This is a genomic window from Brevundimonas sp. GW821-FHT09G01, from assembly GCF_059416065.1.
Genome location: NZ_JBWKOL010000001.1, coordinates 319,250 through 332,585, shown reverse-complemented (window position 1 = coordinate 332,585; position 13,336 = coordinate 319,250). Strand labels below are relative to the sequence as shown.

Sequence of the window (13,336 nt, the reverse complement as noted above, 5' to 3'; positions counted from 1 at the left end):
CGGCTGCGCCCTTACTCCCACTCGATCGTGCCGGGGGGCTTGGACGTCACGTCGTAGACCACCCGGTTGACGCCGCGGACCTCGTTGATGATGCGCGTGGCGGTCTTGCCCAGGACGTCCCAGGGGAATTGATAGAAGTCGGCGGTCATGCCGTCTGTGGAGCTCACCGCGCGCAGGGCCAGAACCTTCTCGTAGGTGCGGGCGTCGCCCATGACGCCGACCGTCTTGACCGGCAGCAGCACGGCGAAGGCCTGCCAGATGTCGTCGTACAGGCCCGCCTTGCGGATCTCGTCCAGATAGATGGCGTCGGCCTGTTGCAGGGTCTCGACGGCCTCCGGCGTGATCTCGCCGGGGATGCGGATGGCCAGGCCCGGTCCCGGGAAGGGATGGCGGCCGACGAAGGCGTCGCTCAGGCCCAGTTCGCGACCCAGGGCGCGGACCTCGTCCTTGAACAGTTCGCGCAGCGGCTCGACCAGCTTCAGTTTCATATAGTCCGGCAGGCCGCCGACGTTGTGGTGGCTCTTGATGACGTGGGCCTTGCCGCTGGACGACGAGACGCTCTCGATCACGTCCGGATAGAGGGTCCCCTGCGCCAGGAAGGCGGCGCCCTCGATCTTGGCGGACTCGCGGTCGAAGATCTCGATGAAGACCCGGCCGATGGTCTTGCGCTTGGTCTCCGGGTCCGACTGACCGGCCAGCTCGCCCAGGAACTCCTTCGAGGCGTCAACGTGGATCAGCGGGATATTGTAGTGCTCGCGGAACAGGGTGGTGACCTGCTTGGCCTCATCCTTGCGCAGCAGTCCGGTGTCCACGAACACGCAGGTCAGCTGGTCGCCGATGGCCTCGTGGATCAGCACGGCCGCGACCGACGAGTCCACGCCGCCGGACAGGCCGCAGATCACCTTGGCGTCGCCGACCTGTTCGCGGATCTGGGCGATCTTCTCGTCGCGATAGGCCGCCATGGTCCAGTCGCCCTTCAGGCCCGCGATGCCGTGGGTGAAGTTCTTCAGCATCTGGTGTCCGCGCGGGGTGTGCATCACCTCCGGGTGGAACTGCACGCCGTAGAAGCGGCGGGTCTCGTCGGCGATCACCGCATAGGGCGACCCCGACGACGAGGCGACGACGTCGAAGCCCTCGGGGATGGCGACGATCTTGTCGCCGTGGCTCATCCACACCGTCTCTTCCTCGCCGACGGGGGCCAGGCCCTCCAGCAGGGGCGAGGCCTTCTCGACGGTGATCTCGGCGCGGCCGAACTCGCGGGTGTGGCCGCCCTCGACCTTGCCGCCCAGCTGCTCGCACATGGTCATCTCGCCGTAGCAGATGCCCAGCACCGGCACGCCCGCCTCGAACACCGCCTGCGGGGCGCGGGGACTGCCCTCCTCGTGCACGCTCTCGGGTCCGCCGGACAGGATGATCGCCGCCGGGCTCATCGCCGCCATCGCGGCCTCGGCCTTGGCGTAGGGATGGATCTCGCAATAGACGCTGGCCTCGCGCAGGCGCCGGGCGATCAGCTGTGTCACCTGACTGCCGAAGTCGACGATCAGGACTTTCTGGTGCGAGGCGGTCGTGGTCATGGCGTGAGCGATTCCGGGGAGGGCGTGGAATGGGCGGGGTCTTGGCCGCCTGAAGCGGCAATGGCAAGGGCGGCGAGGCCGTCGGCCTCCAGCACGCCGGTCAGCCGGTCCAGGGCGGCGGCCAGGGCCTCGTCGACGTGGTGAAGGGTCGAGGTCCAGTCCTCCAGCGCCTTCAGCTCGGCGCGGCCGTCCGACACCCCGCGCAGCGCGACCAGCGGCACGCCGAAGGTCTGGGCCGAACGCAGCAGGGCGAAGGTCTCCATGTCGACCATCTCGGCCTCGATGGCCTCATAGGCCGCGCCGCTGATCACCCCCGCGCCGGTGGACAGGGTGGCGGTCGGCACGCCCGGGATCGGACAGGGCAGCGGCAGGACGGCGGGCAGGTCCAGCAGCGGCGTGCGGCCCTTCTCGAACCCGAGCGCGCTGGCGTCCATGTCGCGATAGCCGACCGAGGCCGCCTGATAGACCGCAGCATGCTTCAGCGTCGGAGACCCGCACGAGCCCAGCGAGACGATCAGGTCGGGCAGGTCTCCCCTCGCCTCCAGCCGGGCCAGCGTCGCGGTCAGCACGACCGCAGCCTCGACCGGGCCGACGCCCGTCATCAAGGGCCGGATGCGGGCCTGCAGATGGGCGCCGTATTCCGCCGGGGCCGCCATGACGCAGAGGACCGAGACGTCGCCGTACCGCTCCATGCGCCAGTCGCCGCTCATGCGGCGCGCTCGTACAGGGCGACGAAGAAGCCGTCGGTCTGGGTCGAGGCCGGGGACATTCGCAGGCGGTGTCCGTCGGCCTTCGCCGCCAGGGTTTCGGCCGCGGCGGGGGTCAGGCCCGCGTCCGACAGGGCCGTGGCGACCGGCAGCGGCGCGAACGCCGGATGGGCCGCTTCGAACGCGGCGGCCGAAGCCTCGTTTTCGCGGCTCAGCATCGAACAGGTGACATAGACCAGACGCCCGCCCGGCTTCACCAGCTGCGAGGCCTGCGACAGGATGCGGACCTGCAGGGCGTGCAGGCGCTCGACCTCGTCCGGGGTCAGCCGCCAGGCGTCCTCGGGACGGCGCCGCCAGGTGCCCGAGCCGCTGCAGGGCGCATCGACGAAGACCAGGTCGGCCTGGCCGTTCAGATCCTCGACGCCGCCGCCGTTCTGGCCCAGCAGGCACAGGTCCGCCGCCACGCCGGCGCGGGTCAGGCGGGGGCGGATGTTGTCGAGCCGCTTCTGCACCACGTCGCAGGCGACCAGGGTGCCCTGCGCCTGCATGGCTTGCGCCAGCGCCAGGGTCTTGCCGCCGCCGCCGGCGCAATAGTCGACCACGGTCATGCCGGGCTGGGCGCCCGCCAGCCACGAGACGATCTGGCTGCCCTCGTCCTGGATCTCGATATGGCCGGCCTTGAAGGCGTCCTGCGCCTGCACATTGGGCGGCGGCTCACTGGGCAGGCGCAGGCCGAAGGCCGAGAACGGCGTCGGCTCCGGGGTCAGTCCGGCGGCGCGCAGCTCGGCTTCCACATCCGACACCGTCGCCAGCAGGCCGTTGACGCGCAGGTCGATCGGCGCGCGCGGGGCCATCAGCTCGCGCGCCTCCTCGGCCCAGCGGTCGCCGAAGGTCGCCTTGAAGTCCTCCACCGCGAACTCGGGCAGGCCCGAGGCCACCCAGCCGGGCAGCTCGCCCTCCCCGGCCGCCGTCAGGCGCGCGCGCTCCTGTTTCGACAGCGGGCGCGGACCGTATCCATCACCGGCGTGCAGGGCCTCGATCTCATCCAGCGGCAGGGCGTCGATCAGGCTCAGGGAGCCGATCACCAACGCCCGGCCGTCCTCGCGGCCGCCCATGGCCCAGACCAGCCGTCCGCGGGCGCGCAGCACCTTGTAGACGCGGTCGGCGATGGCCTTGCGGTCCTTGGACCCGGCGTAGCGGTTCGCGGTCCCCCAGGTCTTGAGAACGGCTTCCGCCGGCTGACGGCCCTGGGCGATGCTGTCCAGGATCGAGGCGGCGGCGGCGAGGCGGGCGGCTGGGGTCAATTCAGGTCTTTCAGACGAACAGGGCGACGATCACCATCACCAGCCCGACGGTTGCGGTGACCCACATCAGCGAACGGACGACGGGGACGCCGAAGGCGTAGAGCGGCACGTAGAGCAGCCGCCCGAAGAAATAGAGATGCGTGCCGATGAAGGTGACGGTGGTCCCGTCCTTACCGGCGATATGCGCCATGATCACGGCGGCGATGAACAGCGGCAGCGTTTCGAACAGATTGGTCTGCGCCCGCATCAGGCGTCCGGCCAGCTTGCCCGGCGGCGGATTGTCTCCGTCGCGCGGGCCCGCGTTCCATTTGACGCCCAGTTCGGCGGTGCGGGCGATCGCCGCCGCGCCGATCTGGACCAGGGCCAGGATGAGCGTGAAGGCCAGGAGGATGAATTCAGGCGTCATATCCATGGCTTGCGCTCTCCTGTTTAGCCCTGCCGATAGTTCGGAGCCTCTCGCGTGATCATCACGTCATGGACGTGGCTTTCCCGCAGCCCCGCCCCGGTGATGCGCACGAAGCGCGCCTTCTCCTGGAAGTCGGCGATGGTGGCGGCGCCGACATAGCCCATGGCCGCCCGCAGGCCGCCGACCATCTGGTGCAGCACCGGCGCGATCGGACCCTTGTACGGGGTCTGGCCCTCGATGCCCTCGGGCACCAGCTTCTGGGTCTCCACTTCCTTCTGGAAGTAGCGGTCCGCCGAACCGGCGCCCATGGCCCCGACCGAGCCCATGCCGCGGTACGACTTGTAGGACCGGCCCTGGTACAGGAAGACCTCGCCCGGGCTCTCGTCCGTGCCCGCGAACATCGAGCCCATCATGGCCACGCTGGCGCCGGCCGCGATGGCCTTGGCCAGGTCGCCCGAATACTTGATGCCGCCGTCGGCGATGACCGGCGTGCCGCTTTCCCGGGCGGCGCGGACGGCCTCCAGGATGGCGGTCAGCTGGGGCACGCCCACGCCCGCGACGATGCGGGTGGTGCAGATGCTGCCCGGGCCGATGCCGACCTTCACGGCGTCTGCGCCCGCGTCGATCAGGGCCCGCGCGGCGTCGTAGGTCGCGATATTGCCGGCGATGATCTGCAGGCGGTTGTTCTCGCGCTTGATGCGCTCGACGACCCGCGCGACCTGGGCCGAGTGGCCGTGGGCGGTGTCGATCACCACCACGTCCGCGCCGGCCTCGGCCAGGGCCATGGCCCGCTCATAGCCGTTGTCGCCGACGGTCGAGGCCGCGCCGACCAGCAGGCGGCCCTGCTCGTCCTTGGCGGCGTTCGGGAAGGCGTGGGCCTTCTCGATGTCCTTCATCGTGATCAGGCCGGTCGCCCGGTAGTCCTCGTCGACGACGATGACGCGTTCGATCTTGCGGGTGCGGAGCAGCTCGCGCGCTTCGTCCCGCCCAGCGCCTTCACGGACCGTGACCAGGTCGCCCGTGGTCATCAGCTGCGCGGCGGTGTGGTTCGGATCGGTGTCGAAGCGCATGTCGCGATTGGTCAGGATGCCGACCAGCTTGCCCGACTTGGGATCCACGACCGGGAAGCCCGAGATCTTCTTGCGGGCCACGATCGCGCGGACCTCGCCCAGCGTCGTGTCGGGATTGATGGTCACCGGATTGATGACCATGCCGCTTTCGTAGCGCTTCACTTCGCGCACCTGGTCGGCCTGTTCCTCGACCGTCAGATTGCGGTGCAGAACGCCCAGACCGCCGGCCTGGGCCATGGCGATCGCCAGCCGGCTTTCGGTGACCGTGTCCATGGCGGACGAGGTCAGGGGGATGTTCAGTCGGATGTCCCGCGTCAGCTTCGTCGAGACGTCCGCGTCAGCGGGCATGATCTCGGACGGGCCGGGTTCGAGCAAAACATCGTCGAAGGTGAGCCCTTCGCGTATCTCCATGAGGAGTCTCCGTTTTGCGGGCCGCGTATAACCGTGTCGGCCCCTGAACCGCAAGGCCTCAACGCGTGCTATGTGACGATAGGAACAATTGGCTTGCGCTGCGGCGCTCGCGCTCCGATGTAGGTGAGAATGGTTCGCACCTTGATCAGCACCGCCCGCCGCCTCGCGCTCAAGATCGCGAGCTACGGCGTGATGCACCTGGTCGTGGCCATCCTGGTGGCCTTCGCCATCACCCGGGACTGGCGGCTGGCGCTGGCGGTCGGGGTGGTCGAGCCCTTCTTCCAGACCATCGCCTATTCGATCCACGACCGCGTCTGGCACCGCATCGAGCGCCGCCGCATGCTGTCCGGCGTTGAGGAGGCGTCCGAGGCCGTCACCGCCCGCCTGGGCCTAATGACGCCGGAAGAGCAGACCCGGGCGCACGGGCATCACGGTCACGGCCATCATGGCCACAGCCACGCCCTGCCCCGCTCGTTCAAGCAGATCGCGCTCAAGTCGGTCACCTATGGCCTGATGCATTTCACCGTCGCGGTGCTGGTCGCCTTCGCCCTGACGCGCGACATCCGCATCGCCCTGACCATCGGCATCGTCGAGCCGCTGGTGCAGACGGTCTTCTTCACCGTGCATGACCGCGTCTGGAGCCGGATCGAGGCCCGCAAGGCCAAGCGGGCCGAGGAACTGGCCCAGGCCTGACGCCGGAGTGACGCCGGGCCGCACAATGGTCTAGCCTGTCCGCCTGATGCACGGCTTCGAAGCGATCCTGATCGTGATGGCGGCGGCGGTGGCGATGTCGCTGCTGGCCCAGAAGCTCAACGCCCCCTTCCCGCCCTTCGTCGCCCTGGCCGGCGCGGGCGCGGCCTTCCTGCCCTTCGCCCCCGAGATCACCCTCGACCCCCAGTTGGTGCTGGCCCTGTTCGTCGCGCCGGTGCTGCTGGACGCGGCCTTCGACAGCTCCCTGCGCGACCTGCGCCGCAACGTCGTCCCCATCGCCTTCCTCAGCCTCGCCGCCGTGGCGGTCACCACCCTGGCCGTGGCCTTCACCGCCAAGGCGCTGATCCCCGCCCTGCCGTGGGCCGCCGCGGTCGCCCTGGGCGCCATCGTCGCCCCGCCCGACGCGGCGGCGGCCACCGCCGTGCTGCGCATCATCCCGGCCCCCTTCCGCATCCGCACCGTGCTGGAGGGCGAGAGCCTGTTCAACGACGCCAGCGCCCTGCTGACCTACCGCATCGCCGTGGCCGCGGCCCTGACCACCATGCCCGGCGGCTGGCAGCTGGCCGGCTCCGTCGCCCTGGCCACCGTGGGCAGCGTCCTCTTCGGCCTGGTCGCGGCCTGGACGCAGGCGCGCCTCACCCGACTGCTGACAGAGGCGCCCCCCTCCATCGTCCTGCAGTTCATCGGCAGTTTCGGCGTGTGGATCGCGGCCGAGCGGCTGGGCCTGTCGGCCATCGTCACCATCGTCGTCTTCGCCCTCACCCTGGCCCGGCTGGCGGCCCGCAGCCCGGCGGTGATCCGCGTTCCGGCCTATGCGGTGTGGGAGACCACGGTCTTCGCCCTGAACGTGCTGGCCTTCATGCTGGTGGGCCTGCAGATCGCCCCCATCTGGCGCGACCTGCAGCCGGTGCAGCGCGAGGAGTACGCCGCCTTCGCCCTGATCATCCTGCTGGTCTGCGTCGTCGTCCGCCTGGCCTGGGTGATGGGCTACAACAGCGTCGTGCAGGTCAAGAACCGGCTGTTCGGGGTCCATCTTCCGGCCGGAGCCTCGCCGCCGACCTTCGCCTCGGGCCTGGTCGTCGGCTGGGCCGGGATGCGCGGCGTGGTCAGCCTGGCCGCCGCCTACGCCCTGCCCGCCGGCTTCCCGTTCCGCGACGTGATCCTGCTGGCGGTGTTCGCGGTGGTGATGGGCACCCTCGTGGTCCAGGGCCTGACGCTGGGGCCGTTGATCCGCCTGCTGGGCCTGGGCAACGACGGCGTGCTGGACGGCGAGATCCGCAAGGCCCGCGCCGCCGTCACCGACGCCGCCATCGACCATGTCTCGGGCCGGAACGACGCGCCCGCCAAGCGCCTGAAGGCCGAGTATCACGAGCGCCGCGAGGCCCTGAAGACCGCCGGCGAAGGCGACGGCCGCGTCACCCTGCCCGTCGACGACCTCGCCGAGGATGTCCTGCGCAGCAAGCGCGAACGGCTGCTGGCCATGCGGCTGAACGGCGAGATCAGCGACGCCGCCTACTATCAGATCGAGGAAGAACTGGACCGGCGCGAGCTGGCCCTGACGCCCGTGGTGCGCTGAGGTTCTATTTGGACGTCGCCCAGACATCCTTGACCATCGCCAGGGCGATCGCCGGGGGAATCATGGCGATGCGATCCACCGATCGAACCGACATGTGGGCCTTGAACATCTCCGGAGAGATTCGACGCATATACACCCGGAAAGAGGCCGTCGGGTCGGTGGCGGGGATATCCACGACGACGCCGCTGGCCCTGCACTTTTGAAATCCTCGGACAAGCGACAGCTGACAGAACTGCGTCTGCTTCATGTGGCTTTCAGAACCGCTGCTCAACATCGCGGCGTCGCATTCTCCCCACAGCCCGTCGAAGAACCACTCGCGTCGGAGGGGTTCGAAGACGATGCTGCGGACCTTCCATTCGGCCCAGACTTCACCCGTCAATGTGAAGGCGAACCCCCGATAGGTCCAAACTCTCAGCTCGGAATCGTAGTAGATTTTCGCGATCGAGTACGGGCGTTCGGGGATGTCGGTTCTTTGCGCCCAGTAGCCCTCGTATCCGGCCGGCGCGCTCCAGATCCATCTTCGCAACGGGCCGATCCTGCGGATCTGGCTTCTGGAAACCTGAAGGATCAGGATCACGAGCGCGCTCGCGCAGGCGATGGCCGCCGCCGTGATCAGCCACGGCAATTTGAGCGGGGTAAGCACGGCCGCCGCCGCGCTGAACACAAAGACCGCCAAGGCATTCGCGATACTCTCGGCGAATTTCACTTTTACGAATTCGGTGTCAGCCAAAGCTCCGCCCTCCAAGCGTAGCTTTGTTATGCATGGTTGTGCGAACCCCACAACTTGTTCGGCGCCAGCGGGCCGATCTCGACCCTGACGCCCGTGGCGGGCTAAGGCCTCAGAGCTTCAGATTGCCGTAGGCGGTGCAGCCGGGCCGGTCATCGCTCGGCCTGTTCTCCGCGTCCCGGCACACCAGCGGCCCCAGCCCCTGCTGCCCGGCCTCGCGCCGGACCTCCCACACCACCCGGTCGTCGCGCACGCCCAACAGGCCCATGTCCGGGATGTTGTCCGCGCCGTCGCCCAGCTTGACCGCGATCACCGCGTAGCCCGGATCGACGGCGTCGCGATAGACCCGCACCCCGCGCCGCCGCCTCACGAAGGCTTCGACCCCGCCGGGCAGCACCGATCCCGGCTCGACCGAGTCCAGCAGGGCCCCGCCCTCCCGGTCCGCCCGCGATTCCTCCGCCATCTGGAAGGGCAAGAAGGGCAGCACCGTCAGGCCGACCATGCCCCAGATCACATCCATGCCGATGTCGCGCTGCGGCGCGCCCTGATGGACGATCGGCGCGCACAGGCTGGTCACGGACAGGTCGGCGGGCGGCGCGGGCAGCCGCCCCAGCACCGCAAGGCCGTCGGACAGCGGCAGGCGTCCCATCGCGACCGTCATCGGCGAGTACGGCTTGGGCGCGAACACCAGCGCCTCCACCCCTTCACGGGTCGCGGGCTGGTTCCCGCCGGTCCGGCGCGGGACGGGCGCCTCAGGATGCACGGCGACCAGCGCCCCGTCCTCGAACACGAACCAGCCCCGACTGCGGCGCATCAGCTCGGCGCGCGGATTGGCGTCGGGCTCCCCCGCCAGCGGGACTTCGGGGAAGCCGGTCACGCAGACGCCGCCCTCCGGCCAGGCGCGGTGGAAGCGTTTGGCGGGATAGATGTCGACCGACCGCCCGTCCTCGACGATGCGCACGGCCTCGGATGGGTCGACCGCGGCGGGCGCACCGAGGATCACCGCCACATCGCCCGGCGTATGGCCCAGCAGATCCGATACCGCCACGCGGGTGGTCGTCGGCTCCTGAGCCTGGATCACGCCGATCAGGGCCAGGGCGACGAGGCTCATTTCTTGTTCAACGCCACCAGGAAGACTTCGGCGCTGTCCTTCCGGCTGGAAGCCGGCTTGACGTATTTCACCGTCTCGAATTCCTCGCGCAGCCGGGCCAGCACCCCGCCGGCGTCGCCGCCCTGGAAATTCTTGGATACGAAATGCCCGCCCGGCCTGAGCGTCCGGATGGCGAAGTCGGCGGCGATCTCGATCAGGGCGATGATCTTCAGGTGGTCCGTCTGCCGGTGCCCGACGGTATTGTGGGCCATGTCCGACAGCACCAGGTCGGGCGCCCCGCCCAGCAGGTCCATCATCTGCTGATCGACGCCCGGATGGGTGAAGTCGGCCTGGATCATGGTCGCGCCCGGCACCGGCTCGACCGGCAGCAGGTCGACCCCGACCACCGAGTTCGCGCCGCGCTTGACCGCCACCTGCGCCCAGCCCCCCGGGGCCGCGCCCAGGTCGATCACCCGGCTGCCCTGACGGATCAGGCGGAACCGGTCGTCGATCTCGATCAGCTTGAAGGCCGCCCGGCTGCGCCAGCCCTCGGCCCGCGCCTTCTCGGACCATTTGTCCGACAGCTGGCGCTTGATCCACTGCTGGCTGGACATCGACTTGGTGTCCGCCGTCTTCATCTTGGTGCCCATGCCGCGCCCGGCCGCGGTCCCGCCCGAGGGCGGCTTCACCATGCGGCGGCGTTCGGGCTTGGGCTCTTCGTCGGACATCACAGGGCTATGCCCGTCTGGCCGGCGGTTGGAAACAGACCAACAATAGTCCATATTCCATCCACGCAAAGGAGGCGTGGATGGATATCTCTGTGAGCGACGCGAAAGGTCAGCTGACGGAACTCGTGCGACTCGCCGAGGAGGGCGAGGAGGTTATTCTGACCCGCCACGGCAAGCCCGTCGCTCGAGTCGAAGCCATTAGCGCGCCTCGCGCGAAGGATCGGCGCGCCGTCATGGAAGCCGTCAGGCGGCAGGCTCCGCCCAAGGGATTGAACGACGTCAGCGCGGCGCGAAGTCAGGACTTCCTCTACGACGAGGACGGTCTACCGCGGTGATTGTCGTCGATACGTCTGCGTTGATCGCCATCTTGCTGGACGAGGAACAAGCGACCGCGTGTATGGAGGCTATCGATCAGGCGCCGCGCGTCGTCATTTCCGCAGCAACTCTGGCGGAGACCTTGATCGTCTCCTCTGGCCGAGGGTTTCGGGATCGCATGGCGCGAATGATTGAGGATCTCGACCTCGAGATCGCCCCCGTGACGGCGGCGGCGGCCCAACGCGCCAGCGCCGCCTATGAGGTCTTCGGCAAGGGCTATCACCGCGCACGACTGAACTTCGGCGACTGCTTCGCCTATGAGGCGGCCAAGACGCGCGGATGGCCGCTGCTCTTTGTCGGCAATGATTTCGCCTACACCGATATTTGCTCCGCCCTGCCCTCAACCCCGACAGGTGTCATGTCCGGTGATCTTTTTGGACGGGACGAACTGCCTCGCCAGATCGAGCGTCTCTTTTTTGGCCTCATGCTGCCCGACCCGGCGGCGAGATCGGCGATCGAAGTTCTGGCGGAATCGCGGGACGAACACAGCCTGCGCGGACGCCCCATCCGCGAGGACCGCTTGCACGTCACGTTGATCCACGTCGGCGACTATCAGGGAATGCCGCCGCTGTCGGTCATCGAGGCTCTCAAACAAGCTGGCGAAAGCCTTGCCCCCGCCGCCTTCGACCTCGCTTTCGACAAGGTGTCCAGCTTCTCCGGCGCTCCTGGCAAGCATCCCCACGTGTTACTAAGCGACAGAGGTGTCGAAGCGCTCAGGGCCTTCCGCGCCGATCTTTTCACCGCCGTCATCCGCCAGGGCGTGAAGCCCCTGTCCCGCCAAGACTTCAATCCTCACGTCACCCTGTCCTACGGTGACCGCCGCCTTCCCGAGCGGCCGATCCGCCCCATCGCCTGGCGGCCGGACGAGTTCCTGCTCATCCACAGCGAGGTCGGGCGGTCGATCTATCATACGCTCGGGCGCTGGCCGCTGCGTTGACGCTTTGCCTGCGGGCCTCGCCGCCTATATGAGCAGGCGAAACTCTAACTGGAGCGCGCCCGAATGGCCGAAACCCTCACCCTCACTCTCGACAACGGCGATGGCGCCGGCGGCGACGTGGTCATCAAGCTGCGCTCGGACCTGGCCCCCAACCACGTCAAGCAGATCACCGAACTGGCCGAAGAAGGCTTCTACGACGGCGTCGTCTTCCACCGCGTGATCCCGGGCTTCATGGCCCAGGGCGGCGATCCGACCGGCACCGGCACCTCGGGCTCCAAGAAGCCGAACCTGAAGCAGGAGTTCTCGGCCGAGCCGCACGTCCGCGGCGCCGTCTCCATGGCCCGCACCTCCGACCCGAACAGCGCCAACTCGCAGTTCTTCATCGTCTTCGACGACGCGACCTTCCTGGACAAGCAGTACACCGTCTGGGGCAATGTCATCGAGGGCATGGAACACGTCGACGCCCTGCCCAAGGGCGAGCCGCCGCGCTCGCCGGGCAAGATCGTCAAGGCCACGGTGGCCTGATCAAACAAAAGGGCCGCTCGAAAGAGCGGCCCTTTTTCTATTCGATCTCCACGACCTCGACCCGCGGCCCGTTCAGGACCAGGGCGATCTCGCCGCGCTTCAGCTTCAGCGCATCCTCGCCGAACAGCTGGCGGCGCCAGCCCTTCAGGGCGTCGACGTCGGCGTCGTCGCTCAGGGCGATCTTCTCCAGATCGGCGACGTTGGCGATCAGCTTGGTGGCCACGCCCGCATTGTCGCTCTTGGCCTTCAGCAGCACCTTCAGCAGCTCGACCACCGACGGCGGGGCCGGCTGGTTGTGCGCCGGACGCTCCAGCTTGGGCGCATGCGCCTCCGGATCGGCCATGACCCGCTTCAGCTCGGCGCTGAGCTCCTGCCCCAGCCGCGAGGCGCCGAAGCCCTTGGGCACCGAACGCAGGCGGTTGAAGGCGTCCGGATCGGTCGGGGCCTGGGCGGCGATCTCGTCGATCGCCTCGTCCTTCAGGATGCGGCCGCGCGGCTGGTCGCGCTCCTGCGCCGCCCGCTCGCGCCACACGGCGGCGGCGACGAAGGGGGCCAGGTATTTGGCAGAGAATTTCTTCGGCTTCAGGCGTTTCCACGCCTTCTCCGGATCGGTGTCGTACAGGGCCGGGTCGGTCAGGTCGCCCATCTCGGCCATCACCCAGTCCAGACGGCCGTCCTTCTGCAGGCGGTCGCGCAGCTTGGGATACAGGGCCGCCAGGTGGGTCACGTCGCCGAGCGCATAGACCAGCTGCGCGTCGGACAGGGGCCGGCGGGCCCAGTCGGTGAAGCGGCTGCCCTTGTCGACTTCCTGGCGCAGCATCTGGCGGACCAGGGCCTCATAGGAGACCTGATCGCCGAAACCGGCGGCCATGGCGGCGACCTGGGTGTCGAACATCGGCTTGGGCATGGCGCCCAGCTTCACGAAGATCTCCACGTCCTGCCGGGCGGCGTGGAAGACCTTGAGAATCGATTCGTCGCGCATCAGGGCCAGGAACGGCTCCAGATCGAGCCCCTCGGCCAGCGGATCGATGATCGCGGCGTCGGTCGGCGAAGCGGCCTGGATCAGGCACAGCTTGGGCCAGTACGTCGTCTCCCGCATGAACTCGGTGTCGACGGTGATAAACGGCTGGTCGGCCAGGCGCGCGCAGAATTCTTGCAGCGCCTCGGTGGTGGTGATCGGCGTCATTCGGATGCT

The 13,336-nt window shown here is 68.6% G+C and carries 14 protein-coding genes; 5 read left to right on the top strand and 9 right to left on the bottom strand.

Annotation, left to right across the window (positions count from 1 at the left end; genetic code table 11):
* Positions 1-11: 11 nt before the first annotated feature.
* Genes guaA through guaB form a run of 5 tightly spaced genes read right to left on the bottom strand, consistent with a single transcriptional unit; the run spans position 12 to position 5,472 of the window.
* Positions 12-1,574 (bottom strand): glutamine-hydrolyzing GMP synthase, encoded by a 1,563-nt coding sequence (gene guaA, locus AC07NB_RS01785; RefSeq protein WP_291839603.1) that lies wholly within the window; start codon positions 1,572-1,574, stop codon positions 12-14.
* Positions 1,571-2,284: a 5'-methylthioadenosine/S-adenosylhomocysteine nucleosidase gene (locus AC07NB_RS01780; RefSeq protein WP_494571519.1), complete on the bottom strand. Its 714-nt coding sequence runs from the start codon at positions 2,282-2,284 to the stop codon at positions 1,571-1,573. The genes guaA and AC07NB_RS01780 overlap by 4 nt, the downstream gene beginning before the upstream one ends.
* On the bottom strand, positions 2,281-3,585 hold the full coding sequence (locus AC07NB_RS01775) for an RsmB/NOP family class I SAM-dependent RNA methyltransferase (RefSeq protein WP_494571518.1): 1,305 nt from the start codon (positions 3,583-3,585) through the stop codon (positions 2,281-2,283). The genes AC07NB_RS01780 and AC07NB_RS01775 overlap by 4 nt, the downstream gene beginning before the upstream one ends.
* Positions 3,586-3,595: 10 nt before the next feature.
* Complete coding sequence (locus AC07NB_RS01770; RefSeq protein WP_494571517.1) at positions 3,596-3,997, bottom strand: MAPEG family protein; 402 nt, start codon at positions 3,995-3,997, stop codon at positions 3,596-3,598.
* A gap of 17 nt (positions 3,998-4,014) precedes the next feature.
* A complete protein-coding gene (guaB, locus tag AC07NB_RS01765; protein ID WP_492313343.1) occupies positions 4,015-5,472 on the bottom strand; it encodes an IMP dehydrogenase in 1,458 nt (485 codons plus the stop codon).
* Positions 5,473-5,601: 129 nt separating this feature from the next.
* Here guaB and AC07NB_RS01760 point away from each other — a divergent pair, with 129 nt between their 5' ends.
* Both AC07NB_RS01760 and AC07NB_RS01755 read left to right on the top strand, forming a co-directional pair.
* A complete protein-coding gene (locus AC07NB_RS01760) occupies positions 5,602-6,165 on the top strand; it encodes a DUF2061 domain-containing protein (protein ID WP_291840895.1) in 564 nt (187 codons plus the stop codon).
* Positions 6,166-6,211: 46 nt separating this feature from the next.
* Entirely contained in the window at positions 6,212-7,759 is a 1,548-nt protein-coding gene (locus tag AC07NB_RS01755) for a cation:proton antiporter (protein WP_494571516.1), read from the top strand.
* A gap of 4 nt (positions 7,760-7,763) precedes the next feature.
* Here AC07NB_RS01755 and AC07NB_RS01750 read toward each other — a convergent pair whose 3' ends face one another.
* The 3 genes from AC07NB_RS01750 to AC07NB_RS01740 form a co-directional block, all read right to left on the bottom strand.
* Positions 7,764-8,489 carry a hypothetical protein gene (locus AC07NB_RS01750; protein WP_492313345.1) on the bottom strand — a complete coding sequence of 242 codons (726 nt, stop codon included), beginning with the start codon at positions 8,487-8,489 and terminating at the stop codon, positions 7,764-7,766.
* A 109-nt stretch (positions 8,490-8,598) separates the two neighbouring features.
* Positions 8,599-9,597, bottom strand: coding sequence for a hypothetical protein (locus AC07NB_RS01745; protein ID WP_494571515.1), 999 nt, complete (start codon positions 9,595-9,597; stop codon positions 8,599-8,601).
* Positions 9,594-10,304, bottom strand: coding sequence for an RlmE family RNA methyltransferase (locus tag AC07NB_RS01740; protein WP_494571514.1), 711 nt, complete (start codon positions 10,302-10,304; stop codon positions 9,594-9,596). Before AC07NB_RS01740 ends, AC07NB_RS01745 begins: the two co-directional genes overlap by 4 nt.
* 80 nt (positions 10,305-10,384) lie before the next feature.
* Between AC07NB_RS01740 and AC07NB_RS01735 the strand changes: the two genes are divergently transcribed.
* The 3 genes from AC07NB_RS01735 to AC07NB_RS01725 all read left to right on the top strand — a co-directional run bounded on the left by AC07NB_RS01735 (position 10,385) and on the right by AC07NB_RS01725 (position 12,141).
* Entirely contained in the window at positions 10,385-10,639 is a 255-nt protein-coding gene (locus AC07NB_RS01735; RefSeq protein WP_291840599.1) for a type II toxin-antitoxin system Phd/YefM family antitoxin, read from the top strand.
* On the top strand, positions 10,636-11,616 hold the full coding sequence (locus tag AC07NB_RS01730) for a PIN domain-containing protein (RefSeq protein ID WP_494571513.1): 981 nt from the start codon (positions 10,636-10,638) through the stop codon (positions 11,614-11,616). The genes AC07NB_RS01735 and AC07NB_RS01730 overlap by 4 nt, the downstream gene beginning before the upstream one ends.
* Positions 11,617-11,679: 63 nt before the next feature.
* Positions 11,680-12,141 carry a peptidylprolyl isomerase gene (locus AC07NB_RS01725; RefSeq protein ID WP_291840604.1) on the top strand — a complete coding sequence of 154 codons (462 nt, stop codon included), beginning with the start codon at positions 11,680-11,682 and terminating at the stop codon, positions 12,139-12,141.
* Between the two features lie 37 nt (positions 12,142-12,178).
* On the opposite strand, the gene rnd is transcribed toward AC07NB_RS01725, so the two are convergent.
* Entirely contained in the window at positions 12,179-13,327 is a 1,149-nt protein-coding gene (gene rnd, locus AC07NB_RS01720) for a ribonuclease D (RefSeq protein WP_492313348.1), read from the bottom strand.
* Between the last annotated feature and the right edge of the window lie 9 nt (positions 13,328-13,336).